Source organism: Microbacterium rhizomatis (assembly GCF_008710745.1).
GTDB classification, from domain to species: domain Bacteria; phylum Actinomycetota; class Actinomycetes; order Actinomycetales; family Microbacteriaceae; genus Microbacterium; species Microbacterium rhizomatis.
Genome location: NZ_VYSA01000004.1, coordinates 186,790 through 211,565, shown reverse-complemented (window position 1 = coordinate 211,565; position 24,776 = coordinate 186,790). Strand labels below are relative to the sequence as shown.

Annotated in this window: 23 protein-coding genes; 4 read left to right on the top strand and 19 right to left on the bottom strand. The window is 64.4% G+C overall.

The window, feature by feature from the left end:
* Positions 1-24: 24 nt before the first annotated feature.
* Positions 25-624, bottom strand: a complete 600-nt coding sequence (locus F6B43_RS20040; RefSeq protein WP_150450183.1) for a TetR/AcrR family transcriptional regulator — start codon at positions 622-624, stop codon at positions 25-27.
* Between the two features lie 485 nt (positions 625-1,109).
* A complete protein-coding gene (locus tag F6B43_RS16930; RefSeq protein ID WP_150450182.1) occupies positions 1,110-2,180 on the bottom strand; it encodes a phosphotriesterase family protein in 1,071 nt (356 codons plus the stop codon).
* A gap of 43 nt (positions 2,181-2,223) precedes the next feature.
* Between F6B43_RS16930 and F6B43_RS16925 the strand changes: the two genes are divergently transcribed.
* Entirely contained in the window at positions 2,224-2,583 is a 360-nt protein-coding gene (locus F6B43_RS16925; protein WP_150450181.1) for a cupin domain-containing protein, read from the top strand.
* A complete protein-coding gene (locus tag F6B43_RS16920) occupies positions 2,523-3,866 on the top strand; it encodes an MFS transporter (RefSeq protein WP_150450180.1) in 1,344 nt (447 codons plus the stop codon). The genes F6B43_RS16925 and F6B43_RS16920 overlap by 61 nt, the downstream gene beginning before the upstream one ends.
* A gap of 114 nt (positions 3,867-3,980) precedes the next feature.
* Here the strand turns inward: F6B43_RS16920 and F6B43_RS16915 are convergent, their stop codons facing one another.
* The 10 genes from F6B43_RS16915 to F6B43_RS16870 form a co-directional block, all read right to left on the bottom strand.
* Positions 3,981-5,522 (bottom strand): amidohydrolase, encoded by a 1,542-nt coding sequence (locus F6B43_RS16915; protein WP_150450179.1) that lies wholly within the window; start codon positions 5,520-5,522, stop codon positions 3,981-3,983.
* 90 nt (positions 5,523-5,612) lie between these two features.
* Complete coding sequence (locus F6B43_RS16910; RefSeq protein WP_170285718.1) at positions 5,613-6,707, bottom strand: extracellular solute-binding protein; 1,095 nt, start codon at positions 6,705-6,707, stop codon at positions 5,613-5,615.
* A 26-nt stretch (positions 6,708-6,733) separates the two neighbouring features.
* Positions 6,734-7,813 (bottom strand): ABC transporter ATP-binding protein, encoded by a 1,080-nt coding sequence (locus F6B43_RS16905; protein WP_150450177.1) that lies wholly within the window; start codon positions 7,811-7,813, stop codon positions 6,734-6,736.
* The gene (locus F6B43_RS16900) at positions 7,810-8,676 is read right to left on the bottom strand and encodes an ABC transporter permease (RefSeq protein WP_170285717.1); all 867 of its coding nucleotides are present in this window, start codon (positions 8,674-8,676) and stop codon (positions 7,810-7,812) included. Before F6B43_RS16900 ends, F6B43_RS16905 begins: the two co-directional genes overlap by 4 nt.
* A 5-nt stretch (positions 8,677-8,681) precedes the next feature.
* On the bottom strand, positions 8,682-9,467 hold the full coding sequence (locus F6B43_RS16895) for an ABC transporter permease (protein ID WP_150450175.1): 786 nt from the start codon (positions 9,465-9,467) through the stop codon (positions 8,682-8,684).
* Between the two features lie 497 nt (positions 9,468-9,964).
* A complete protein-coding gene (locus tag F6B43_RS16890; protein ID WP_150450174.1) occupies positions 9,965-10,816 on the bottom strand; it encodes an ABC transporter ATP-binding protein in 852 nt (283 codons plus the stop codon).
* On the bottom strand, positions 10,806-11,618 hold the full coding sequence (locus tag F6B43_RS16885; RefSeq protein WP_150450173.1) for an ABC transporter ATP-binding protein: 813 nt from the start codon (positions 11,616-11,618) through the stop codon (positions 10,806-10,808). Before F6B43_RS16885 ends, F6B43_RS16890 begins: the two co-directional genes overlap by 11 nt.
* Positions 11,615-12,490: an ABC transporter permease gene (locus F6B43_RS16880; protein WP_150450172.1), complete on the bottom strand. Its 876-nt coding sequence runs from the start codon at positions 12,488-12,490 to the stop codon at positions 11,615-11,617. Before F6B43_RS16880 ends, F6B43_RS16885 begins: the two co-directional genes overlap by 4 nt.
* Complete coding sequence (locus tag F6B43_RS16875; RefSeq protein ID WP_150450171.1) at positions 12,487-13,434, bottom strand: ABC transporter permease; 948 nt, start codon at positions 13,432-13,434, stop codon at positions 12,487-12,489. Before F6B43_RS16875 ends, F6B43_RS16880 begins: the two co-directional genes overlap by 4 nt.
* Positions 13,435-13,438: 4 nt before the next feature.
* Positions 13,439-15,103 (bottom strand): ABC transporter substrate-binding protein, encoded by a 1,665-nt coding sequence (locus F6B43_RS16870; protein ID WP_150450170.1) that lies wholly within the window; start codon positions 15,101-15,103, stop codon positions 13,439-13,441.
* A 94-nt stretch (positions 15,104-15,197) separates the two neighbouring features.
* On the opposite strand from F6B43_RS16870, the gene F6B43_RS16865 reads away from it, so the two are divergent.
* Entirely contained in the window at positions 15,198-15,908 is a 711-nt protein-coding gene (locus F6B43_RS16865) for an alpha/beta hydrolase (RefSeq protein WP_170285716.1), read from the top strand.
* Here the strand turns inward: F6B43_RS16865 and F6B43_RS16860 are convergent.
* Genes F6B43_RS16860 through F6B43_RS16830 form a run of 7 tightly spaced genes read right to left on the bottom strand, consistent with a single transcriptional unit; the run spans position 15,905 to position 23,919 of the window.
* Positions 15,905-16,540, bottom strand: coding sequence for a cysteine hydrolase family protein (locus tag F6B43_RS16860; RefSeq protein WP_150450168.1), 636 nt, complete (start codon positions 16,538-16,540; stop codon positions 15,905-15,907). The genes F6B43_RS16865 and F6B43_RS16860 overlap by 4 nt on opposite strands.
* A complete protein-coding gene (locus F6B43_RS16855) occupies positions 16,537-17,553 on the bottom strand; it encodes a phosphotriesterase family protein (RefSeq protein WP_150450167.1) in 1,017 nt (338 codons plus the stop codon). Before F6B43_RS16855 ends, F6B43_RS16860 begins: the two co-directional genes overlap by 4 nt.
* 16 nt (positions 17,554-17,569) lie before the next feature.
* On the bottom strand, positions 17,570-18,580 hold the full coding sequence (locus F6B43_RS16850; RefSeq protein WP_170285715.1) for a phosphotriesterase family protein: 1,011 nt from the start codon (positions 18,578-18,580) through the stop codon (positions 17,570-17,572).
* Positions 18,581-18,584: 4 nt separating this feature from the next.
* Entirely contained in the window at positions 18,585-20,051 is a 1,467-nt protein-coding gene (locus tag F6B43_RS16845; RefSeq protein ID WP_150450165.1) for an aldehyde dehydrogenase family protein, read from the bottom strand.
* Between the two features lie 16 nt (positions 20,052-20,067).
* Positions 20,068-21,597: a glutamine synthetase family protein gene (locus tag F6B43_RS16840; RefSeq protein ID WP_150450164.1), complete on the bottom strand. Its 1,530-nt coding sequence runs from the start codon at positions 21,595-21,597 to the stop codon at positions 20,068-20,070.
* The gene (locus F6B43_RS16835; RefSeq protein ID WP_150450163.1) at positions 21,590-22,927 is read right to left on the bottom strand and encodes an aromatic ring-hydroxylating dioxygenase subunit alpha; all 1,338 of its coding nucleotides are present in this window, start codon (positions 22,925-22,927) and stop codon (positions 21,590-21,592) included. The genes F6B43_RS16840 and F6B43_RS16835 overlap by 8 nt, the downstream gene beginning before the upstream one ends.
* Positions 22,928-22,974: 47 nt before the next feature.
* Positions 22,975-23,919, bottom strand: coding sequence for a PDR/VanB family oxidoreductase (locus tag F6B43_RS16830; protein ID WP_211368185.1), 945 nt, complete (start codon positions 23,917-23,919; stop codon positions 22,975-22,977).
* Positions 23,920-23,954: 35 nt separating this feature from the next.
* Between F6B43_RS16830 and F6B43_RS16825 the strand changes: the two genes are divergently transcribed.
* Positions 23,955-24,776, top strand: coding sequence for a GntR family transcriptional regulator (locus tag F6B43_RS16825; RefSeq protein ID WP_211368184.1), 822 nt, complete (start codon positions 23,955-23,957; stop codon positions 24,774-24,776).

The window sequence follows — 24,776 nt, the reverse complement described above, 5'->3', positions numbered from 1 at the left end:
AACTGATAGGCCAGGTTTACAGGCTCAACGTTTCATGCGTGTTTCTGGCTGTGTCAGCAGACGTGCCACGGCAGCCATCGTCTGTTGCGCGACCTCGTCCACGTCGACCTCCTCGTAGGCGCGACGGAACACCACTCCCTCGATCATGCTGAAGATGACCCCCACGAGGCCGTCTCCGGACAGGTCGCCCCACCCCGGGGAGGATCCGATGATGAAGCTGCGATAGAACCACTGAAGCTCACTGAATCGGTCAATCGGACCATCCATTTCGACGACGGTCCCTTGCGCGACGAGCGCGAACGCGCTGCTGCTGCGGTCACTCTCCCAAAGGAGTCGCACATCGAAATCGACCAAGGCCATCAGCCGGTCAAACGGTTGCAGCTTCTCATCTGCGGCGAGTTCCTCAGCCTTGCGTAGCGAGGGCTCGACGGTCGCCAGTGCGACGGCGTGCAGAATGTCAGCCTTTGTCGCGAAATGATGGTAGAGCGAAGGCTGCCGGATCCCTGCCGCGAGAGCGATGTCCCGGGTTGAGGTCGCCGCGTACCCCTGCGAGAGGAAGAGTCTGCTCGCGGCGCGCAGGATGCGCTCCCTCCCGCCACCGCCACTGCTGAGATCGGCGGCCACCGAAGTCTGAGTCTGCCGGGAGGCGCGCGCATGGCGACGAGTGGACGGATCCGAGTTGGAGGGGGACACCACTTTTCCTTCGATCAACGTACCTAGAGCGCGAGAAGCCGGCCCGGCGTTGCGGGCGACGGTCTAACCGACTGTATCTGCACATTTCTTTCCCCGATCTGAGGACGAGGCGGATCCACGACCTCGACGTGCTGTGCTGTGCACGTCGCTGGCACCCGCTGGCGTTGCAGTCGACCCGTCCGCGCCCGGTATTTGCGTAAGAGCCCGGCGTGCCAAGCATTCAGGAATGGGCGGATCGCCAACAACATCGTCGACCAGCGCAACCGGGCGAGCCACTCAGCACTCCGAGCGCACGCGCCCAGGCGCGAACGGCGGCGATGAAGACCTGAGGGCGACATGCCGCCGCCCCTGACATACAGTCGATGCAGTTTTCTTCGACCACACGACCCTGCCGCAATTCTGCGTGACCGCTGCGGTCATGTTCGCCCTTTGCGAGCTGCGGTGCGCGCCCCGCCCTCGTCACCGATCGCCTGCCGTGGGGAGGGGCGGTCCAACAGCCGCACTGGTTCGTCGACGAGCATTGTCTTTAGACGTGCCCTCGAGATCCCTCGCCGCGCCAGCTCGGGGACGATCCTGCCGAGCAGGTGACCGTAGCCGTAGCCCCCATGCCGGCGAAGTTGTGTCTTCGTCCACGTTGACTGGCCCAGCACGATTCGCGCCTCGGGATGCTCTGTCGCGAAGGGAGCCAAGAACGCGAGCCGTTCACGATCCGACGGGTTGTCCACCCTTCCGGCATGGATCGCCTCTGTGCCGAACGACATCTCGAGCACCGCGCCGGCGGCCGACAGATCGCTCCAGACCGCTCGCCCCATGAACTCGTCAGCGTTCGTGAAGACCACGCGGTCCGCGGGCAGTCCTTCGGCAGCCATGATCCGGAGGACCTCGATCCCACGCGGCTGCCCGGGCTCTAGCCGTACAGTGACCGCTGCGCCCGTGGAGACAGCCGCCCGGGCCGCTGCCCGCAGCATGCGGATCTCTCCCTCCGGGAGCTCAGCGGTCGTTCCCATGATCCCGAGGATTCCTGCGCGGTAGTCGGTATCGGGCACCCGCACTGTCAACGCCGCCTCGAGGTGCCGCTCGAGCTCGTGCTCGCCCATCGCTGCCACCCACGCCGGCAACGTGCGCGGAATGTACGCACCGTACGAACACACGACGCTCATGCCCGATCGTCGTGCGATGTCGGGCAGCACGGAGTGCGACGGTCCAAGGCCCCAGGACGTGCTCTCGACCATGGCGTGCTGTCCTGCAGCGACCGCAGCCATGAGCTCGTCGGCGATGAGGTCGGGGGTGTCCATTCGGAGGTTGTCGGCGAGAGCGAGCATGTTCCAGCGGAGGTACCCGTAGTGTTCGGGATCGACCGAGAGCCCTATGGGGGCTGGCTCCACACCCTCGCGACGCAGCGCGGACGAATCACTCGCGAGATGGTCGTGCATGCTCGTCGGACCCCAGGACCCAGCCTCGATCGGGCCCAGCACCGTCTCGATCATGCTTCCCCTTGCGGATCCATACTGACGTCTTTAGGATCCAATCATGCCCTACGTGTTGCGCCCTCTTGACATCAATTCCGCCGAATTCGAGGAGAAGTTGCTCGCGGCCCCGAGTGCTCAGCCTCTCTCTGGCGACATCCTCATTCGCTCTCGGGTGGAGTTCACCAATGATGCGAGAACGATCATCTCCGGCGTGTGGGAGAGCGATCCGGGTGAATCGCGTTGGGAGTTCCTCACGCGCGGGGAGATCATATATGTCGTCTCCGGTCGGATGACTGTGCGCCGGGACGGAGAGGACGCACTCGAACTCACGGCGGGCAGCGCCGCGTTCTTCCCGATCGGATGGGTCGGGACGTGGAGTGTGACCGAGACCGTGCGGAAGTTCTACGTCGTCTACAAGTGACGGCCGGGAGCCGTGCCCGCGGCCCGCGCCGGATTGGACGCGCGAATGACCTCGGAACGCGAGATATCACTCGGACCGTTCCGTTCTGGCTGATTTTCGTCGCCTCCACGTTGGGCGGTATCACCAACTCGGCGAGCACAGCCCTGATCCCCACATACGTGGAGAATGTTCTTGGTGGCGGCTCCGCGCTCGCTGGCGGCATCATCGCGGTGGCGGCCGTGTCGTCCATGCTGGCGATGCCGATGGCCGGTCTGCTCGCCGACCGGCGAGGGTATCGGCTCGTCGCGCTCGTGGGGAGCGCGATCGCGAGCGGTGGGCTCATCTTTATCGGTGTGGTGCCGGCTGTGTGGGCTGCTATCGGGGGCCGCCTGTTCTTCGGGCTGGGTAGCGCGGCAGCGATGACTCTTCTCATGGCCTGGCTCTTGATGATCACGCCGATTGGTCAGCGCGGCAAGGTGTTGAGCATCTTCGGATTGAGCGTATGGATCGGGCTGGCGCTCGGGCCGCAGATCGGCGCGTCCGTTCAGCAGATCTGGACGGTATCGGCTGTTTTCCTGGTTTGCGCGGGCTTGGAGGCGGCAACCACGGTTGTGATCCTGTTTCTGCCGCGTCCGAGGGCAGCATCGTCTGCAGCGGACCCTGTTACTGCTTCGACGGGGTTTCGCCAGGTTCTCCTGCCCGCGGTCCGCGCCGTGTCGGTGCCCGGAGTCGCCGCGGCCGCGGCGTGGTGCGGTGAGGGCCTCCTGGTGGGTTTCCTCATCATCCACCTGGCCGCGGTGGGAGTGCCTGCGGCGGGGCTGTTGGGCGCGGCATCAGTCTTCGGTGTCTTCGCCGCGAGCGTGATCGTCGCCCGCTTGCTGCTGGCGACGCTTCCCGATCGCATCGGCCCGCTCCGTGCGACGGCTGCGTCTCTCGTGACTCTCACGGCGGGGCTCGTCATCATCGCGATCGCCCCAGGCTTCTGGGTTGCCGCGGCCGGTGCTGTTCTCATCGGGGTCGGCTTCTCGCCGCTGTACCCGTCGCTCACGATGCTCGCTACCCGCGGCTTGCGGTCGAGTAAGCGCGCATTGGGGATCGGGCTCTTCTCGAGCTTCACCAGCGTCGGCTACGGGGGCGGTGCGCTTGTGGGGGGCGTGGTGATCGGTGCGACCTCGTCGATGTGGGCCTTCCTCCTTGTCGCGGGGTTTCAGGTCATCGCGCTGGCCGTGGTCACGATCTTCACCGACGACCCCCGCCCTCGGCGCCACGCTATCGGCGCGGAGTATCGCGATCCGGCGGCCTGACATGGGGTTTCGTGCACGCAGTGCGGCCCGCAGGTGGGAGAGGGGCTGCCCGTGCCATGCCGCCCCTCTCCCAGGCCATGCCACGGCATGGCGAGGCGATTCGCCGAGGAACTGTCAGGCGCTGAGGGAAGCGTCGTCAAGCGCCGATACTGATTTCGTGCGCACAGCGCGGGTCCCGACGGCCCACTCACCGGCGAGCTCGACGTAGTCGGCCGGCGCTCCTGGAAGCAGGGTGCCTGCAGTCGCCTTCACGATGCGCGCCGCATCTGACGTGAAGAACCGGATTGCCCTGTCGCGTCCGATGCTCTGCTCAAGCGCGGGCAGAATCTCGAGGGGGTCAAACTCGCACCCTGGCCCGTCGCTGCCTCCCCCGCACAGCACCCCTGCCGCCATCCATCGAGATGCGTCGACGATGTCCGCGCCGGGACCCAGACGCGCGGTCACCTCGGGACGCACGACGTCGTACAGGGCGGGCTGCAGCGCTGCGCCGATTCCGAGATCGGCAGCCTTCCTCATGACAGCTTCGTCTTGCTCCAAATAGGCGTGAATGAGGTGCACTCGGCCGGTCTCCCACCGTGCACCGCCCGACACCTTACCCAGGACCTCGACGGCTAGGCGCACTGCCTCCGGCCCCACCGCATGGATTCCAAGTCCCCCGCCCTCCGCCCACGCCCACTGTGCGTAGCTCTCCAGCACGTCTGTTGGGGTCGCCTGGATACCCGCCGACGTTGTCCCGGGCCAGGGCTCTTTGCGAAGCGCGGTGCCCAAAGCCCCAGCGCCATCGAGGAAGATCTTCACTGGGCCTCGTCGCAGTACTTCGGGGTCGCATTCGTCGATGCCCGTCGCCACAACAGCTGCCTCCAGAGCATATGGGTCAACGTTGGCGGTCCCCAACGGGAACACCGTTGTGCGGACGGACATGAGGCCTGCGTGATAGGCGCTGACGAAGAATGAAATCTCCGACGGGCTCAGCGCCGGATCTGAGATCGCGGTAATGCCGACAGATCGCAACTGGCGGTAGGCCTCGACCAACCAGCCGTGGGCAGCCTCTGTGCTCGGCGCCGGCACAACCTCCTCCACGATTGAAGCCGCAGACCGCTCGAGTAGCAGCCCGGTGGGTGCACCGCCTGGTCCGCGCTGGATGTGGCCGCCGGGAGGGTCGGGCGTGGTCGAATCAACTCCCGCACGTCGCAGCGCCTCGCTGTTGGTCAGCGCATCGTGGGCGCGGCGACTCAGCAGCAGTGGGCGGCCACCGGCGGCCTCGTCCAGTTCTTCGATCGTCGGCAGCCGACGCTCTCGAACAGATTCTTCGTCGTAGCCGCCGTTGCCAAGGATCCATGCGCCGGGCTCCAACGAGTCGGCGTATTCGCGGAGTTGTGCGAGCATGTCTGCGACCGAGGGAACCTCAGACACGTCGAACTCGCTTGCGCCGCGCCCAAGCCAGAGCGCGTGCATGTGCGAGTCGACGAAACCGGGCACAACAACTCCCACGTCTTGCACGACGACTTCGGCTGGGGCGTGAGAGAGGACCTCTTCGCGGCTGCCAACGACAGTTACGCGGCCCCCTTCGACCAGGATCGCCTGCACCCAACCCTGCTCTGTGCCGGTGTGGATCCTTCCGACAAGTGCCCGCGCGCCGCGTTGATTGTCCGTCATTTTGCTCCTTGATTGTTTCGAGGAAGCGGAGCCGCCGTTCGGACGGCGACTCCGCTTCCTCGGTCATTGTGGTGTCTGGTGAAGGCAGGGTCAGGGCTGCGCTGCGAGCAGCCATTCTCCGTACGCGGCCGAAAGCGCGTCGTACTGCGCTTCTCTCGCGGCAGAGTCAACCTCGATAACCAGTGGCAGGTTCTGTGGCGAGTTCGGGAAGATGTTCTGCTGATCCTCGGGGATGAAATCGAAAGCAGCCTGCGTTGCAGGACCGTTACCGGTGATCATCGCGAACTCTGCCTGCCGCTCGGGATCCGCGTAGAAGCTCGCCAGCGCCAGCGCGTTGTCCAGGTTCGGTGCGGTCTTCGGGATCACGTAGCCGATCGAACTCGCCAACGCCTGGTTCCACACCGTCTCGGTAGGGAAGCCAGCGTCGGTGATCGCCTTGTAGGCACTGTGGGTCGTTACGGCGATCGCGGCGCTCTTGGAGACGAGGAGCTGCTGGACCTGTGGGTACTCCGTGTAGAAGATCACGTGTCCTTTCAGCTCGTCCATTTTGGCGAGTGCTCGCGGGATGTCGATCGGCCAGAGGTCCTCGGGTGCGACACCGTCTGCGAGAAGCGCGTACTCGAACATGAAGTCGAAGTTCGCGGCAGTGCCGGGCACTGCGCGCAGTCCGGGGAACGTGTCGAAGTCGTAGAAGTCTGCCCAGGACTGCGGGCCGCCGTCTGGGAACGTCTCCGCGAGGTAGCCTTGCGCGCTGGCGAAGATGAACGACCCGAACATGTAGTCGCGGAGGTCTTCGGGTACGACTTCGTCGACGAGATCCCGTTGGGGCAGGGTAGCGAGTCCATCCTGGAAGCGGTACGCCTCTTCCGTTCCGGACATGATCACGTCGTAGTCACCCTCGCCACCACCCAGCATTTCAAATGCGACAGAATCTGCGCGCGTTGTCGAGGTGACTTCGACGCCGGTGTCTTCGAAGAATGGGTCGTGGAAGACCTGCGCGTTGGTTTCGTTGGAGCGGCCGCCGTAGTCCGCCCACACGACGTCGCCGGACAGTGCCGTCTCCGACGATTCTGTCGAGGGTGGCGAACCCGCACATCCCGCCAGTACAACAGCTGCACCAACGGCTAGCAGGGTTCCGAGTGAGCGCGCCGCAGTCTTGCGGCGGTGGCGAGGTGACTGAGTCATCATTTCTCCTTGGTTCTGTTGTTGTGTTATCCGGCCGGCACCGGGGTGGGTGTCCGCGCGATCGACTCGGCTGCTGTCGACGCGAGTGGGATCACGTGCAACCGGTCGGGTGAGGTACAACCGAGGCGAACATGTGAGCCGACTGTGAGCTCTGACACGTCCGCCGCAGGGGGAAGCGAGCAGACGATCTTCCGGCCCGACGGTGTCTGCAGCTCGAGGCGGAACCGCGAGCCTTGGAAGCTGAGTAGCCGCACAGTGCCGTCGATCGTCAAGGTCGTCGGTGCCGACGGGGACACAACGGTGAGGTCCTCGGGTCGCAGCACTGCAGTGCCATCAACTCGATGGCCGAGTACGTCGTCGACGACCCGTCCGTCGACGACGGGGAGCAAGTTGGCCTCGCCGAGGAATCCCGCCACGTATTCGTCCACGGGGTGGCGGTAGAGGTCTTCGGGGCTGGCGACTTGCACCAAGCGACCGTCGCGCATGATGGCGACACGGTCAGACATGGTCAGCGCCTCGGTCTGATCGTGGGTCACTGACACTGTGGTGATCCCAACTTTGCGCTGGATGCGAGTGATCTCGACCTGCATCTGCTCGCGAAGCTGCTTGTCCAGCGCTGCCATCGGTTCGTCCAGAAGCAGCACGCCGGGGCTGGCCGCGAGTGCGCGGGCCAAGGCTACCCGTTGGCGCTGGCCGCCGGAGAGGGAGGCGGGGAGACGCTCAGCCATGCCGGGTAACTGCACCAGCGAGAGCATCTCCTCAGCAACAGCTGTTCGTTCGGAGCGTGGCCGTCGGGAAGCCAGCAACGGGAAGGAGACGTTGGCGCCGACGGAGAGGTGCGGGAACAGTGCGTAGGACTGGAACACCACGCCGACGTTGCGCTTTTGCGGTGGGCGCTTCTCGACATTGACACCATCGAACAGCACCTGTCCGGAGTCAACGCTTTGAAGGCCTGCGATCACGTTAAGCAGCGTGGATTTTCCCGAACCGCTTGCGCCCAACAGGGTTACGAACTCCCCCGGTTGCACATCCAGACGGACACCTCTGAGTACGTGATTGTGCCCGAGTGTCACGTTGACATCGGAGATCGAGAGGCTGATTGTCATTCGACGACTCCTTCGAGGGCGGGACGGTCGGATCGAGTCAGCCGAGATCGTCCTCGGCGGGCACGTGCGGCGTTGAGGAGCGGGACGACGGCGAGCACGGCGATGGCGAGGAGGGAGACGAGGGTGGAGGCCGCGGTCAGCTGAGGAGAAAAAGCCTCCTGAGATGCGCTCAGCATGCGCAGTGGGAGCGTCTGCATGCCAGGTGGCAGAAGGAATATCGCGAGCACCACTTCGTCGAACACGACGATGAAACCGAAAAGCAGGCCAGTCAGGATGTACGGGATGAGCGCAGGCAGCTCGATCTTCCAGAGGATGAGCGGCCAGCGGGCCCCCAATGTGCTCGCAGCCGGCCGCAGGGCGGGATCAACACGCGCGAGGCCTCCCGAGACAAGAACGAACACGTACGGCATCGCGATCAGTGCGTGTCCGATGATGAGTGAGACAAGGGTGCCGCCGAGAAATGATAGTTGGCGGTTGATGCCCCAGAGCCCCACCGCGTACGCGATCGGCGGCAACGCGATCGGGACGATGAAGAGCGTCCGGATCCATCTCTGAGCCGTGCGTGAACGTACCCGTGTCAGGCCGATCGCCCCGGCCACACCGAGCAGCGTAGCGATCACTGTCGACAGCGCGGCCGTCCACAGCGAAAGAACGAACGAGCCCATCCACCGACGGTCTCCGAGCACGTCCGCATACCACTTCAGCGAAAATCCCTCCGGCGGAAAGAGGATGAAACTTCCTGAGGTCCAGGAGGTGCTCACCAAGATGAGGAAAGGAACGATAAGCAGAAGGCTCGCCAGGATCGCCACAACAGTAAGCGGTGCGCGGTACCAGCCGAGCGAGCGGCCAAGGTCGGTGGTCATCCCGATCATCCCCACTTTTCGCTGACTTTGAACAATCGGTCGGCAACGAGGTAGATCAGCATCGTCCCTCCAACAAGCAGAATGCTCATGGCCGCACCCAGGTCGGGGCGATTCGCCTGGTTCATCTGCGCGTTGATCACGCCAGACACGGTCAGGTTCGCTGGACCGCCAAGGAGCAGGGGCGTGACATAGAAGCCCAGGGACATCACGAAGACGAGCACGGCTCCACTGATCACCGACGGAAGGATTTGCGGCCACACCACAGTCCGGAAACTCAGCCATGGTCCGGCGCCGAAGATTCTCGCAGCGCTCAGCTGCTCACGATCGAGCGACTGCAGCGCTGACATGACCGGCAACACTGCGAAGGGCAGCATTACCGCGAGCATGGCCGGATACATCCCCACTGCGGTCTGGTAGAGCTCGATCGGCTCGTCGCGAAGGCCGAGGAGATTGAGGAGCCAGAAGATCGCGCCTCGGGGCAGCTCCAGCAACATCCATCCGAACGAGCGCACCATGACGGAGGTCCACAGCGAAAGCACCAGCGCCGCGAGCAGTCCGACGCGCAACCATGTCGGCGACGCCACCATGGCTAGCGCGTACGCGGTACCGAGGATGGCCGTGAGGACCATCACGATCAGCGCCAGTAGGACCGTGCGTCCCAGCGATGTCACGAAGGCCGGCACACTCCATATCTGAAAGTACGCCGCTCCCCCGCCCTCCAACGACTGGGCAACGAGAGCAACGAGAGGAATACCCAGCGCAATCCCGAAAAAGACGAATGGCGGCCACATGAGCCACCTCGACTCGACTCTGCTGACGCCGAGAGGGCGCACAGTGCTCGCGCTGTGCGCTGTTACCGCAGTGACTGTGCTCACCCAACATGCTCCAAGATCAATGTGGCGGTCGAGGTGTTCACTCGGGCCGCGGTTTGGGATCCAATGTATGCGTTGATGGATCCTCTCACATTGCGGTCAGGTTTCCCAGTGGTTACATGTGAGCCGCTCCGCACATTGCCGATCGCCGCTTCCCCCATCCGGGCATCACCGAGCCCCGACGGGCACCGCCTGACCACAGCGCACGTCGCACTGCAGTGCACAGATGTGACGGAGCCTCCACGATGGCAGGGCGATGCGAACGCGTGATTGAGCGTATGAGGACGCCCACGAATCGAGACGGCAACCCTGTACAAAGTCGACACGACTGGCAGAACCTGAGATCCGGTGTCCCGTCGGTGACGGGACTGAAATCGGTTTTGCCGAGTCGGGCCTCGATGGGGTTCTCGGTTCATTCACAGTGGTGGCGACGACGGCGCCCGTTTCGGGTCGTCCCCCCGATCGTGGGCACGCCGAGGCGTCCATCCGGGACGGGGTACGGACGCCAAAAGCAACCGCGTGTAGTCGTGAGACGGTGAGTAGAGCACCCTCGCGGTTGGTCCTTCTTCCACCACGCGACCGTGCCGCATCACCAGCACTCGCTCGCTGATGTCGCCGACGACTGCCAGGTCATGCGAGATGAACACCAGCGAGACCCCGTCCTGGGCGCGGATGCGACGCAACAGCGAGAGAATCTGCGCCTGCACGGTGACATCCAGTGCAGATACCGCCTCGTCCAGCACGAGGACCCGGGGGTTTGCTGCCAGGGCACGCGCAATGGCGACACGTTGACGCTGTCCACCCGACAATTCCCGAGGAAGCGCACTGGCATGCCGCTCGTCCAGACCGACATGGCCGAGCAGTTCCCGGACACGTCCTGCCCGTTGCTCGCCGCGAGCCTGTCCCCTCAAGGCCAGGACCTCTTCCAGGCATCCACCGATGCTCTGGCGCCGATCGAGCGACTGCTGGGGATCCTGGAACACCATTTGCACCTGGGTACTACGCCATGACCGCTCGCGGTATCCCAATCGTCGGGAAGGTATCGCGCGACCGTCGATCTCTAGCGTGCCGCGCGACGGTGTTTCCAACCCGACGATCATGCGCGCGGTGGTCGACTTCCCCGAACCGGATTCGCCGACGATGGCCACCGATTCGCCTGGGTACATGTCGAGATCGACGCCTTCCACCGCCACGCGTACGTCGCGTCCCGCGCCGCGGTAGTCCTTCCCCAGTCCCCGCAGACGCAGGATCGGGCTGTCAGCAGACATCGCGGATCTCCTGCGTTGGATCGCTTGGAGGAGCAAGTACGGGACGGGCCGCCAGCAGCGCCCGGGTGTATGGATGCTGTGCCTGCTTGTGCAGGGTCGCTGATGCACCCTCCTCCACGAGTTCGCCGGCACGCATCACGGCCGTGCGGTCTGTGATGGCGGCGGCGAGATCGAGATCGTGGGACACGAACACCATCGCCATGCCGTGTTCCCGGCGGCGAGCGTCGAGAATGGCGACCACTTCTTCCTGCGTAATGACATCCAACGCAGTCGTCGGCTCATCTGCGAGGACAATCTTCGGCTCCGCCAGCAGCACGGAGGCGATCATCACGCGCTGAAGAAGACCGCCGGATAGTTGATGCGGGTACTGTTCCATCCGCGTCGCCGCATCTGCGATGCCGACATCCCGGAGCACCCCCCGTGCGCGGACGCCCGCATCCTTCTGAGACACCCCACGAGCAAGAATCAATGCTTCCGTAAGAAAATCGCCGATCGTTCGAACCGGATTGATCGCCTCGCGAGGGTCTTGGAACACCATCCCGACGGCTTCGGACACGGCTCGGCGGCGTGCTCGGACGGACAGCTCGTTCAACTCAGCCCCGTCCAGTCGAATGCTTCCCGTTGCACGCCCTGAGGACGGGAGCAGACCGGCGATCGCGCGCAGAGTCATGGATTTGCCCGATCCGGACTCCCCCACCAGCGCGACGGCCTCACCGGGAGCGACGACCAGATCTATGCCTCCCAGGATTGTCTGGCCACCGATATCGACCCGCAGGCCGCTGATCTGCAGCGCCGGCGTCATGATCTTCTTCCTTCAAGCAGCTGTGCGATGCGCTCGCCCACGAGGGTGAATGCGACAACGGCCAGGAGCATCGTCAGAGAGGCTGCAATCGCCTGTTCGGGATGGCCATTGAGCATTGCGGCCTTACCTTGCGCGATCATGAGCCCCCAGTCGGAGGCCGGTGGTTGCAGCCCCAACCCCAGGAACGAAATGGCAGAGAGGTCGACCATCGCGTAGGCGAATCCGACGGCGATCTGAACGAACACGACGGGCATGACGTGCGGCAGAACGTGGCGAAGGCAGACTGCCCATCCGGTCATCCCTTGGATGCGGAGTGCCTCGATGTAGGGCATTGAGACTTCGCGGAGGGCAACGGAGCGCACGACACGGATCACGGTTGGCGTGTAGGCGAACGTCAGCGCCACGATGGGTCCGACGAGACCAGGTCCAATGATCGACACCAGCAAGATCGCGACGAGCAGACCGGGGAAGGCGAACACGACATCCGTTGCACGCATAACTAGAGCGTCGAAGGATCCGCCGACCCACGCCGCGACAATCGCGACGGTGGTGCCGATCAGGGCGGTGATCGCAACGATGATGGCGGCTCCGCCCAGCGTGGTACGGCCGCCGTAGAGCAATCGACTCAAGATGTCGCGGCCTGTCTCATCCGAGCCGAGGAGGTGGTCTGTAGAAGGAGGGCTCAACGGACGAAGCACATCGACCGCGGCGGGATCGTACGGGGCCAAAATCGGCGCCATCACCGTGCACACAACGAGCACGACGCAGATCGCCGCCGCAATCGTGTTGATGACTCCGAAGGACGCCAGCTTCCCGACCAGATGGAACCGGCGATGCGTGGACGCTAGCGGCTCCGGTGACGTGACAGTCATCGCCGCGCTCCGACCGTGCGTAGACGAGGGTCAAGCGACGCGTTCAGGATGTCGACTGCCGTCGTCATCAGCGCGAACAAGATCACGATCCCCAGCACGATCGCCTGAACTACCGGAATGTCTTTTGCCGCGGCACTCGCGACCAGAAGCGACCCGATCCCGTCCAGCCCGAACGCCTGCTCAACCACGACAGCCGCAGCGAGGAGCCCTGCGATGGTGATACCGGTCACGGTCGTGATCGGTGCCGCAGCGTTACGCAGCACGTGGCGCTGAACGATCAGACGGGAGGGAATGCCCCTCACCACCGCCGTCTGCACATGCTCAGCATCCATCTCCCCCACCACGGCGGTGCGAGTAATCCGGGACACGTACGCGATGTAGGCGAGACTCAACGACACGGCAGGGAGCGTGAGGTGCCACAGCATGTCGGAGAACCCGCTCCCGGCTCCATAGACGGGAAACCATCCGAGTTGGGTGGCGAATACCCAGGACAGAAGCGTGGCCATGACGAATGTTGGCGCGCCCATGGCGATCGCGGACCCCACGACGATCGAGCGCCCGGCGCGCGGACGCAACGCCCCCCAAATCCCGGTGCCGACTCCCACGACGATGATCAGGATGGCGGCGTAAAGAACGAGGAGGAGACTGGTCTCCAGACGAGGCCCGACCAGGTCGCCGACGGAGATGTTGTAGACAAACGAGCGGCCAATGTCGCCGCCCAGGATCCCCTGCAACCACAGTCCGTAGCGGACCCAGATCGGTTCATCGAGATGGTACTCGGCGCGCACGGCAGAAAGTTGTTCGGCGCTGGGCCTCGTTGTTCCGGAGAGCAGCACCGCGGGGTCTCCCGGCGTCAGCGACACGGCCAGGAAGACGACCGCGCTGGCGACGATGATCGTCGCCACCAGCGCAGCCCCTCTCCGGAGGAGGAAGCTCACCCACATCGGGTCAGGACTCGGTTCCGCCGAGGTAGGCCGCCCACGGCAGGTTGAGATAGTAGGACGATGCCGGCGCGCCAGAGATGCGATTGTTCATGAAAAGCAGCTCGTCCAGGGTGGTCAACCCGATGATGGGTCCGTTCACCGCGAAGATCTCCTGCGCCTTGACATACATCTCAGCCTGGGCGATCGGGTCCGGCTCGAGAGCGGCTGCGTTCATGAGCTCCGTGACTGCCGGGTCGTTGTAGCCCGCATAGTTGAACGGGCTCCAATCGGACACGAACAGCGACGCCCAGTAGACCGGGCTGGGAACCTCGACGAACGCTCCGGAGCTGGCGAAGAGATCGTAGTCCTCGCGCACCGCAGGGTCGGTATAGATCGACGTGTAGACGAGCGGCTGGAGCTGCTCGATGTCAATGTCGACACCGATCTTGGCGGCATCTGCCTGCACGAGCGTCATCGCACGTTCCATCAGTTGATTGCCTGCAATGATCGCGACGCGGACGGGTCCATCCAGCGGAGTCTTCATTTTCTCGAGGAACGCCTTGGCCGCCTCCAGATCCTGCCCCGAAGCTAACTTCGCCAGCCCCGCGTCATAAACATCCTCCGCCGGACTGCCCGACCACACGAAGGGCGAGATCATCGATGCCATCGGTGATCCCGCACCGCCGGCAGCCAGCGACGAGATCGCCTGCTTGTCGATCGCGAGATTGAGGGCGGCGCGGAATGCGGGATCTGCGCCCGGTCCCTCGGGTGAAGTCGGTCCCAGCAGAACGCTGATCGTGCTCTCCCCGCGGTAGAGCGTGCCTCGGTTAGACCCGGCGAGCGACGGGATGGACCCGGTGGGCACGTCGTAGGCACCGTCGATTTCGCCGGCCAACAGAGCAGTGCTCAAGGTGTCGTTGTCGCCGACGAAATCGAACCTGATCGACTGCACCTTCGGCTGCACTCCGGAATTCCACCACGTGCCAGAGCGCTCGATGACGATGTTGCTGCCGGGAGTCCATGACGTGAACTTGTACGGTCCAGAGCACATGAGCCCCACATTCGGCGAACCATATGACGCGCCGGCCTGCTCGACGAAGGCGGCCTGACTGATCGCTGCACCCGTTGAGGCCAGCTTCGCGGGGAGGAGCGGGTCGGGCACCGACAAACTGAGCGTCACCTCGTTCTGACCTGTGGCTGCGACAGAGGCAACGGACAGGAAGTCGGCGGCATACGCCGACACGGACTCAGGGCCGATGAGGCGATCAAGCGAGTACACCACGTCGTCCACGGTGAGGGGGCTGCCATCCCAGAAGACCGCGTCGTCACGGAGGCTGACGACAAGGCTGAGCGGGTCCGGCGTGGTGAGCGACGTAGCCAGGTTAGGGACGACTTCTCCGTCAGCGTTGATCAGCATCAGTGACTCACAGAGATTGGACACGACGGTCTTAGGCGAATAGTCTGCCGAGCTCTGCGGGTCGAGGGTGAGTGGCTCGCCAGCGCTCAGCGCCCACACGATGCTTTCAACTTCTCCGGACGCAGCCGGAGTCTGGATGATCGTCTCGGCGGGAAGCGAAGGCGCAGGGGAAGGTTCGTTGGACGACGTACAGCCCGCGAGAGCGAGCGAGAGAGCGCCTGCCATGATGGCGGCCGCAGTGATGGTGGTGCGCGGGTATCGGGTGATGCGCATGTGTGTTTCTCCTCGGTGTCAAAAGTCTTCGGTGACCGACTTCGGGCCCAATCAGGCTATTGTGTCCAATACTAATTGGAAAGGATCCAATCATATGGATGTTACGAGGGCGTTAAGCGATGTTCTGCTGGTGCACGGTGCGTCCCACGACGCATCGTCGTGGGACGCGCTGCGCGTGGAGTTGGGTCGGCGCGGCGTCGTCGCCGCGGCGGTCGATCTTCCGTCCTCTGGAGGGTTGTTCGGGATGGAGGATGATGCGCGTGCAATTCGTCATGCCGTCGCCTATTACCGGCCACGCGTGGTGGTCTGCCACTCGTACGGTGGGATGCCTACCACCTCGGCTGTCCGCTCGGGTACGTCCGTGGGACACGTCATCTACCTCACGGCCCTGGTACCTGATGTGGGCGATTCCCTTGCGTCCCTCAGCGCGGATGTTCCGGAGGACGGTGCCTGGGAGATGTCGGCCGATGAAGACTGGATCCAGGCCGTTGACCCCCGAGACCTGTTCTACGGCCTGTGCGAGGCGAGCATTTCGGACGCTGCCGTTGCCGCCCTCCGGCCGCAGGCGGTGCGTGCGTTTAACGAACGACTGAACAATGAGCCGTCTTGGAGGAGCGTGGAGTCGTCGTACATCCTCTGCCTGCACGACCGGGCAATCCCTCTCTCCTTGCAGGAGAGGATGGCGGCGCGGACGCGGATCAGTCGTTCGCTTCCTTCGGATCATTCGCCGTTCCTCTCGATGCCTGGCCGTACGGCCGATGCGATCATCGACTTGGCCTTTCAGAGCGGCGCGGACCGCCCCTAGGCGATCGCGATTCGGTTCTCGAGCCACTCTCCGACCTCGTCGGCGGTCACCAGAGCATCGCGTTGCAGGTATTCGATGGCGGTGAGTGCGGCATCGTGTGCGGCTTGGCTCGAGCCGCCGACACAGTCTCGGAGGACACGCACCCGGTAGTCGTGCTGATGTGCGTCGACCGCTGTGTAGTGGATGCATACGTCCGTGAGTCCACCGACGAGCAGGAGGGTCTCTGCTTTAAAGGCTTTGAGTACGATCTCCAGCTCGGTGCCGAAGAACGCGGAGTAGCGTCGCTTACGGATGACGAATTCCTCGGGTCGGGGATCGAGCCACGCCGCGATTTCGGTGTCGTCGTCGCCTTCGATGCAGTGAGGTCCTTCCGCGCCGTCGAGTTCGCGGCCGATGTCGACGAGGGAACGCTTGTGCACCTCTTGGATCCACACGATTGGGATGGCCGCTTGACGGGCGAGGTCGATGGTGCGGCGAACCTTCGGGCGGCGTTCAACTGCTCCCCCCATATGGGGGATGCCGCCGTCGCCGAGCTGCACGGTGTCCGTGCCGCCCTGGATGTCGACCACGATGAGGACGGCATTGCCGAAGATGTGCGGCGTGGCGGTGGGAGCGAGGTCAGGGGTGGTCATGGGCGGTCCAGGAGGCGGCGGGGCGTGTGGATGAGGATCTGATCGAGCATGGCAGGGTCGCCTGCGATCTCAGCGATGGCGGGGCCGATGCGGCGGAAGAGGTGGTCGTAGCCGTTTCCGCCGTTGCGGCGGAGGTTCGCCTGTGCCCAGACGTCCTGCGCGATGACCAGTTGCGAGCCGTACCCCTCCGACAGCAGCCACTCGACCATGTCCAGTCGCTCGCCGTCGGTGGGATTGCGCAACGCGGGTGAGCCGTAGTAGAAATCCGACCCCCACGTGTCGTACGCCAGGATGGCGCCGCTCTGTGCGACGTCGCGGTGATAGTCGCGGTCCCAGTGCTCGTCGAGGTGGCCGATGATGATACGGTCCACCGGCATCCCCTCCTCGATGAGCACGCTGAGGACATCCGTGCCTCCTTTGCCGCGGAACGACTGGTGGGTGTATACGGTCGCGCCGGTTTCCGCACCTGCCCGCGCGGCGGCTCTGAGCACCCGCCACTCGGCGTCGGTGATGGGCCAGCTGGTGCCGATCTCACCGAGTAGCGCGGGCCGGATCCCGGTGCCATCGATCCCGTTAGTCAGCTGATCGAGGAAGAGGCCGGTGAGTTCATCTACGCTCGCCCGGCGGATCTTCTCGGGCATCGTGTCCTCGACGTAGAAGCCTGCGCCGACCATGATGTGCACACCCGACCGTCGCGACACCTCGGGCAGTTCGGCCAGCCGCCTGCCCATGCCATCGAGGGTGAGCTCGAGGACAGCTGAACCGCCCGCCGACCGGACGTGTGCGAGCTCTTCCGCAGCGACGTCAGCGTCGCCCAGAACGAGATTCTCCGGGATTGAAAGGAAGTTCCACCGCAGGTAAGCCATCAGCTCCGGGCCCATCTCGATACCGTCCGGGGGTGTCTCCTGTTGTGGTTTGGCCCAGATCCGGATGTCGCTCAGGACATGCTCGTGCATAGACGTGGGGCCGAGTTGCGCCGGGTCGATCGGGCCGAGAACCGTGTGAATGGGCATAGTCGTCTCTCGATGGTTAGGCGCCGAAGACGGCAGCGCGCGGGTTGTCTGTGGATATGGATCGCAAGATGTCCGGATCGATGCCCGCTTCGACGGCGATCGCACGGAACTCCTGAAGTACGAAGGTGTATCCCGGTCCGCCGAGTGTGCGGAGATTGGAGCGCGCGCAGATATCCTGCGAGAGCAATATGCGTTCCGCGTAGCCAGCCTCGATGACGGCCTGGAGATACGCGATGCGTCGGTCGATCTGCGGCCGGACGATCTCACCGCCTACGCGGCATGTCATCAGGCAGTCGAATTCGACGAACGCTCCTCGCTTCAGCAGCTCAAGCGAGTAGTCGACGCTTTTGACCGTATCCGCGTGCCCGATCACGACACGGGAGGGATCGACGCCCTCTTCTTCCATGATCTCCAGCTGGGCGAGACCTGTGGGGAACGTCGCGGCATGTGTAGACACCATCGCTCCGGTCTCCCTGCTCGCCCGTGCGGCGGCGCGGAACGAGCGCTCTTCGAGTGCGGAGATGTGGGAGAGGTCGGACGCGATCTCTCCGATGACCCCCGCGCGTACGCCTGTTCCGGGGATTTCGTCCATCAGATCCTGCACGAGATAGTCGGCGATCTTGTTCGTTGAGTTGCGATCGAACCAGTTGGCGTCTAGATACTTGCCGTAGTAGTGCCCGGTGCCCAGGATGATCTGGACCCCGGTTCGCTCGGACATCTGCTTCGTCGAGAGGACGTTGGCCACAGAGCGAGAACCCGTGTCGGGGTTCTGTTGCATAGCCCTCTGATCGTTGCTCCATCCAATGGGTGCGGCGTAGTCGCTGAGCTCTCCATTGGTCATGTCGATGAGCGTGGAGCCGCCCGCGGCGACGAACAGATCCAGTTCGGTGGCGATTTCGTCCGCGACATTGAGGTAGCCATCTTGGGGAGTGGTCCGTGTCATGTTGATGTACACGTGCTCGTGGGGCAGGGTCACCCCTAGCTGAGCCGGCGCGATCGGTCCTGTGACGCTCTGGACACTGTCCACGGAGTCAGCCCTGCGGAATCGCGATGACGACGCTTTTGGGTTCGCAGAACCCGTGGAGGCCCTCCTCACCGAGGTCCCGGCCAAGACCCGACGCGCCGACCCCACCGAAGGAAAGGGCAGGATCGAAGATGTTGTAGGTGTTGACCCAGACTGTCCCGACCTCCAGCGCTGCCGCCATCCGGTGCGCGCGGCCAAGGTCCTTCGTCCACACCCCGGCTGCCAGACCGTACTCCGAGTCGTTGGCGATTCGGACAGCATCGGCCTCGTCCTCGAACGGGATGATCCCGACCACGGGGCCGAAGATCTCTTCGCGTGCAATGCGCATGTCGTTGCTGACGTCACTGAACAGGGTTGGTTCGACGTAGAAGCCGGGGTTACGCACGCCGCCGCCGGCGACGAGCGTGGCCCCCTCGTCGATCCCGATCTGGATGTAGCCGAGTACCCGTTCGCGCTGCGCTTCGGACACCAGCGGACCTACGGTGATTCCTCCGTCAAGCCCGTCCCCCACCGGAACTCGGGACACGGCATCGGCGAGGCGTTCCGTCATCTCCGCGAGGATGGAACGCTGCACGAGCAGTCTGCTTCCCGCGGTGCACATTTGCCCGGAATGCCCGAAGGAGGCGCGCATTGCGGTGACCACGGCGGCGTCCAGATCCGCATCCTCGAACACGATGTTCGGGCTCTTGCCGCCGAGTTCCAGGGTCACCCGGGTGAAATCTTCCGCGGCGGCGTGTCCGACGATCCGGCCCACTTCGGTGGACCCGGTGAAGGTGATCTTGGCGATGCCAGGGTGGGTGCTGAGCGCGGCTCCCACCCGTCCGTCGCCGGTGAGAACGCTCACTGTTCCGGTGGGCAGCCCTGCCTGCTCGAAGATCTTCGCGAGGCGCAAGAGTGTCAGTGGCGTATCCTCTGCGGGCTTCGCGACGACCGGGCATCCGGCCGCGAGCGCGGGAGCGAGCTTGAAGGCGGCGGTCATGATGGGGAAATTCCAGGGCAGGATGACAGCGACGGGACCGACCGGTTCCATGACCGTGTATACGTGGTGCGCGCCGCCGTCGATCGGTACCACCGTTCCGCTGAGTCGGGAGGGTGCGCCGGCGTAGTGGCGGAATGTGCGTGCCGCGGAGGCGGTGTCGGCGCGTGAGCGTTCGATGGGTTTGCCGTTGTCGCGGGTTTCGAGGACGGCAAGTTCCTCCAACTGCTCCTCGATGAGGTCGGCGATTCGTCCAAGGATCCGTGAGCGCTCCAGCGGCGGGAGGCCTCGCCACCGGCGATCAGCGTGGGCTGCGACTGCCTCGGTGACCGCAGCGTCCACGTCCTCTGTCGTTGCCTGGGCGATGTGGGTGAAGGTTTCACCGGTTGCCGGGTCGATGACGGGGTGTAGCTCTCGTTCGCCTGGTGCTATCCACTCCCCGGCGCGGAGGAATGGCTCGTAGGCGGATAGAGCGGCAATGGTCGTTCGGATGCTCATGGGTTTCCCTCGTCGCTCAGAAGATGTCAAAGTATTCGCGCTGCTCCCAGTCGGAGACGTGGCGAAGGTAGCGGGAGAACTCGGCGCGCTTGATGGTGGTGTACCAATCGATCACGGAGTCACCGAGCGCGGTTCTGAACGAATTGTCCGCCTCGAGGGCGTCCACTGCCTCGCCGAGCGATGCAGGTAAGGCGGGTGCGTCGGTGCGGTATGGGTCGTCGGTGGGTTCGGGTGGGATGAGGGCACGCTCCATCCCGTCCATCCCGCTGATCAGCTGTGACGCGATGTACAGGTAGGGGTTGGCTGCGGGTTCGCCTGACCGGTTCTCTAGTCGGGTGGCGGGATCGCCGATCCCGCCGACGGCGCGTACCATGGCGCCTTTGTTGTCGATGCCCCATGCCACGCGGTCGGGGGCGAGCGACTTTGGTTGGTATCGTTTGTAGCCGTTGACGGTGGGTGTCGTGAATGCGGCGGCGGCCGAGGCGTGTGCGAGCAGACCCGCCAGGTAGGACGCGCCGACCGGTGACAGTGCGGATCCGGCGGCGTCGGGGACGAAGGCGTGTGCCCCGGTGCGGAGCTCGGTCAGCGACTGGTGTAGGTGCCACCCTGTCGAGGCGCCCTCCACGCCTTGCGGGCGTGACATGAACGTGGCGTGGTACCCCATACCCGCGGCGATCCGGCGCACTGCCGTCCGTGCGAGCACGATTGCATCGGCGATCTGGGCCGCGTCTCCGGCTTCCATCGTGATCTCGAACTGGCTCGGGCCGAATTCAAGCTCGATCGACCGCAGCGGCAGGTCCAGGAGAGTCAATCCGCGGTACAGCGCATCGACGAACGGTTGGAGACGGTCGAGGCCCTCTTCATATAGCAACTGCGAGCCTCGCGTGGTCGGGGCGACCTGGAGCGCCCGGCCGGGACGTCCGGGGACCCCGATATGTTCGTCAGCGAGCGGTCTGTCGTCGGCGCGGTACAGGTGAAACTCCAACTCCGCGCCGACGGTCATGCCGTAGCCGCGCGACGCGAGCGTTGTCAGTTCGTTGCGCAGGATTGTGCGGGAGCAGAACGGGACCGGGGAGCCGTTCGGAAAGTGGACATCGCACAGGATCCAGCCGGTCTTGTCCGCCCAGGGCAGGACGCGGAAAGTTGTCGGGTCGGGCACGAGGACGATGTCGCCGGCACCGCTGAAGCCCGCAATTCCCACTCCGGGGTCTGCTGCGAATACTGAGTACACGGATTGTCCGGAGGTGTCCTTCAGCAGCAGCGAGCTCGGGGCGGTGACACCCGATCGCAGCGCGGCGGCCACACCTCCCCGTGCGATCGTCTTTCCGCGGAGGATTCCGTGCTGGTCGACAAATGAGAAGCGAACCATCTCGACGCCGAGCTCGTCCACCACTCTGCGCATCTGTGCGGCCGCTGCATATTTGGCCTCGCTCCACAGATCGTGCCGCAAGACGAATCCCTCGCGGTCGGTCGCGAGTATCGGACGCGCCGACACTCCGCCGCCACTTTCGAAGACGGGGCGCTCGTCGACGTTGCGCTCACGCATCGGCGTTGACCCGAGCTCGGGCGCGAGGTCCGGCCCAGGGCGAATCCGCTCGGCGCTCCTGCTCGCGTTCCATCCACCGGGTCTGCCAGACGTCGTTCGCCGCGATCGTGTCCATCGCGAGCGGTCCGGTGAGCGACGCGGCCTGTTCGGCGCTGACCGGGTGTGACGGAGTGGTCCCGCCGTTCGCGAACGTCTCGATCGCCCGCAGGAGCAGGCGACGGTATGCCGTTACTGCGCGGTCTGACACTCCGAGGCGCTCGACCGTGCGGTCTTGGATCGACCCCATGCTCTCGACAGCCCATTGGTCGTGCACATTGATATCCAGCCCCATGCCGGTGTAGGTGAGTTCCTTCTGCTCCTGAGGGTCGAACCCCCAGTTGTTGGAGCGGTTGCGAAGCGGCCGGTAGTCGGGCAGGCTCACGCCATCGAGGCGTTGCTTGAGGAGGGTCTCCTTATCGGTGGTCTCGGCGAAGTCGTACCAGATCATGAACCAGTGGTGATTCTCGTCGTCGATCGGTACGTGCCACTGGGTGAAGACCTTCGTGTTGCCGAACGGAACCACGAAGGCGTTTGGGAACATGAGGTTTGTCACGCGCACGTGCTTGATGTCCTCGGTGAGTTGCCGCACAGCGAAGACACGGAGTCCGTGGTCCGCACTTTCGACCTCGATGTCTGGTCGGTAGCTCTCGCCGACGAGGATGGAGAGCTTCTTGCCTGTCCCTTCGACCTCCTCGGCGAACTGCTGACCATACATCTCACGCGGGTCTTCTTCGATGAACCGGTGAAGGAAGGAGACATGACTGGGATCGATGCCGCCTTCCAGCCCCTGCAGCCAGTTGCATTCCCATAGGCCTTTGAAGGCGAAGGTGTACTCCTCGGGCGCGACGAAGCAGTCGTAGTCGGGGAACGGGGGCGGATCGCCCGCACCCATATAGGTGAAGATGATGCCGTTGCGCTCCACGCAGGGGTAGTTGGCGATGCGGATCTTGCCGAGGAACTGGCTGTGGTCCGGTTCCGCGGGCTGCTCGACGCACCGCCCCTCGCCGTCGTAGAGCCAGCCATGATAGAGGCACCGGATGCCGTCATCTTCGAGACGCCCGTAGGACAGGTCCACGCCGCGATGGGCGCAGAACCGGCTGATGAGCCCCCACCCTTGGCGCTTCTTGAACAGCACCAGATCTTCGCTCATGATTCGAATGGCCTTCACCGGCCGATCGCCCGGCATCTCGGAGACCAGTGCTGCCGGCTGCCAATAGGACCGCAGCAGGTTACCGAGTGGGGTTCCGGGCCCGGAACGGGTGATCTTCTCGTTGTCTTCCGCTTTCAGCATGGATCGCGCCCTTCGGTATCCGAAACTGCAATTATTGTATCCATAAGTCAGACATCGAGAACGAGGAGCGGGCAGGCGGATCGAGAGACGCAGACCATTGCGCAGTCGTTCGCCGCGCGCTCTTGCGGGGTGAGCACGAAATCCCGGTGCTCGACTTCCCCCTCGAGGACGCGCGTCTCGCAGCTGCCACAGATGCCCTCCTCGCAGTCCGTGAGCACATCAACCCCCGCCCCACGTATGACCTCGAGGATGCTCTGTTCCGGTGCCACCACCACCTCAACCCCCGTGCGGGCAAGTCGGACCGAAAATGGCCCGCCGGGCTCATAGTCGACGGGCGGAGCCGAGAAGTATTCGACGCGGAGCCTCTCGTCGCCGTCGGTCACGAGGGAGGCGAGGTCCGAGAGCAGCCGCCCCGGACCGCACGCGTAGATCATCGCGTGGGGATGTGCCGCGACGTAATCGGCGAGATCGGCGCGCTCACGCTCATCGCGCGGGTGCACGATGACATTTCCTTCGAGCTCAGTCACTTCGTCCACGAACGCCATCCGGGTGCGGCTCGCGCCCAGATACAGCGCGGTCCAAGCAACGCCCGCAGCGGCCGCCGCATGCATCATCGGAAGGACCGGGGTGATTCCGATGCCGCCTGCGATGAAGAGATACTCGGTGCACTCGGCGAGGGGAAAATGGTTCCGTGGCCCGCGGATATCGAGGATGTCGCCGGGGCGGAGTCGCTCATGGACGAACTGCGATCCACCGCGACTATCGGTCTCCTTGAGCACCGCGATGCGATATCGCGGCTGTGCGGGATCGGAGCACAGCGAGTACTGGCGGACGGGGGCTCCAGGAAGGACGAGGTCGATGTGCGCACCTGGAAGCCACGCGGGCAAAGGCCCGTCAACGCCCTCCAGCTCGACGGACAGAACATCCTCCGCCTCCAGCACCAGGGACCGAACACGGACGCGGCGCGTAGGGCTCTCCTCGCTCAAAGTCACTCTTGGATCCTAACAGAGGTAAATGGATCCATCCAATGGAAGGTGCGCCCACCTCCATGTTTTTGCATGCAGGGCGGTGTGGTTCTGCTAGCGTTCCTAGCGCGCGGCGCACGCCGCTGCGCGAAAGGAGAGCGATGCCAGTGGTAACCGATACCGCCACTGTCTCGGAGGGCGGGCGCGCACTCGTGGACGAGATCGCTGCAAAGATCCGCGATCGGATCATGTCCGGCGATATCCCTATCGGCGCCCAGTTGCGCCAAGCCGAACTCGCGAACGACTTCGCTGTCAGCCGAACTCCCGTCCGCGAAGCGCTCCGGCAGCTGCAGACGGGGGGACTGATCGATGTGCTCCCCAATCGCGGCGCCGTGGTCAGGGTGCCGTCCCCCTGGGAGGTCCGTGAAGCCTACGAGGTTCGCGCCGAGCTCGAGTCCCTCGCCGCGGCGCGCGCGGTGCAGCGCATCTCACGCATGGACATTGCCGCACTGCGCGCGGCCAACACCGAGATGTATGAACAGTCCGGCTCTGAGCCCTCCCCCACCGCCGACACCGCGACTGCGAGCAGGCGCGAGAACGATGTCTTCCACACAACGATCGCGGCGGTTTCAGCCAACGCACGGCTGGCTCGGGCGATCGACGAGATCAACGAGACCTTTCCTCGGAACGTATCCGCGCAACTCCTGATCGGTGACGACCGTCACCGTGAGGAGAACTATCAGGAGCATGTTCGGATCGTCGAGGCGATCGAGCGCGGCGATGCCGAGGCCGCGAGACGCGAAATGCGCGAGCACGTTCTCAAGGCTGGCGAGCAGCTCGCACGCTGGTACGAGCGGCGCTCATCGACAGTGTTCAAAGGCTGA

Bases quoted from the DNA above. Each gene is read 5' to 3' on its own strand.
- F6B43_RS16895 (WP_150450175.1), bottom strand. From the start codon at position 9,467: ATGTGGCCGCCATTCGTCTTTTTCGGGATTGCGCTGGGTATTCCTCTC.
- F6B43_RS16875 (WP_150450171.1), bottom strand. From the start codon at position 13,434: ATGTGGGTGAGCTTCCTCCTCCGGAGAGGGGCTGCGCTGGTGGCGACG.
- F6B43_RS16825 (WP_211368184.1), top strand. From the start codon at position 23,955: ATGGAAGGTGCGCCCACCTCCATGTTTTTGCATGCAGGGCGGTGTGGT.
- F6B43_RS16900 (WP_170285717.1), bottom strand. From the start codon at position 8,676: ATGACCACCGACCTTGGCCGCTCGCTCGGCTGGTACCGCGCACCGCTT.
- F6B43_RS16910 (WP_170285718.1), bottom strand. From the start codon at position 6,707: ATGACTCAGTCACCTCGCCACCGCCGCAAGACTGCGGCGCGCTCACTC.
- F6B43_RS16870 (WP_150450170.1), bottom strand. From the start codon at position 15,103: ATGCGCATCACCCGATACCCGCGCACCACCATCACTGCGGCCGCCATC.
- F6B43_RS16925 (WP_150450181.1), top strand. From the start codon at position 2,224: ATGCCCTACGTGTTGCGCCCTCTTGACATCAATTCCGCCGAATTCGAG.
- F6B43_RS16845 (WP_150450165.1), bottom strand. From the start codon at position 20,051: ATGAGCATCCGAACGACCATTGCCGCTCTATCCGCCTACGAGCCATTC.
- F6B43_RS16920 (WP_150450180.1), top strand. From the start codon at position 2,523: ATGGGTCGGGACGTGGAGTGTGACCGAGACCGTGCGGAAGTTCTACGT.
- F6B43_RS16840 (WP_150450164.1), bottom strand. From the start codon at position 21,597: ATGCGTGAGCGCAACGTCGACGAGCGCCCCGTCTTCGAAAGTGGCGGC.
- F6B43_RS16855 (WP_150450167.1), bottom strand. From the start codon at position 17,553: ATGCCCATTCACACGGTTCTCGGCCCGATCGACCCGGCGCAACTCGGC.
- F6B43_RS16930 (WP_150450182.1), bottom strand. From the start codon at position 2,180: ATGATCGAGACGGTGCTGGGCCCGATCGAGGCTGGGTCCTGGGGTCCG.
- F6B43_RS16860 (WP_150450168.1), bottom strand. From the start codon at position 16,540: ATGACCACCCCTGACCTCGCTCCCACCGCCACGCCGCACATCTTCGGC.
- F6B43_RS16835 (WP_150450163.1), bottom strand. From the start codon at position 22,927: ATGCTGAAAGCGGAAGACAACGAGAAGATCACCCGTTCCGGGCCCGGA.
- F6B43_RS16885 (WP_150450173.1), bottom strand. From the start codon at position 11,618: ATGACGCCGGCGCTGCAGATCAGCGGCCTGCGGGTCGATATCGGTGGC.
- F6B43_RS16880 (WP_150450172.1), bottom strand. From the start codon at position 12,490: ATGACTGTCACGTCACCGGAGCCGCTAGCGTCCACGCATCGCCGGTTC.
- F6B43_RS16865 (WP_170285716.1), top strand. From the start codon at position 15,198: ATGGATGTTACGAGGGCGTTAAGCGATGTTCTGCTGGTGCACGGTGCG.
- F6B43_RS16905 (WP_150450177.1), bottom strand. From the start codon at position 7,813: ATGACAATCAGCCTCTCGATCTCCGATGTCAACGTGACACTCGGGCAC.
- F6B43_RS16915 (WP_150450179.1), bottom strand. From the start codon at position 5,522: ATGACGGACAATCAACGCGGCGCGCGGGCACTTGTCGGAAGGATCCAC.
- F6B43_RS16890 (WP_150450174.1), bottom strand. From the start codon at position 10,816: ATGTCTGCTGACAGCCCGATCCTGCGTCTGCGGGGACTGGGGAAGGAC.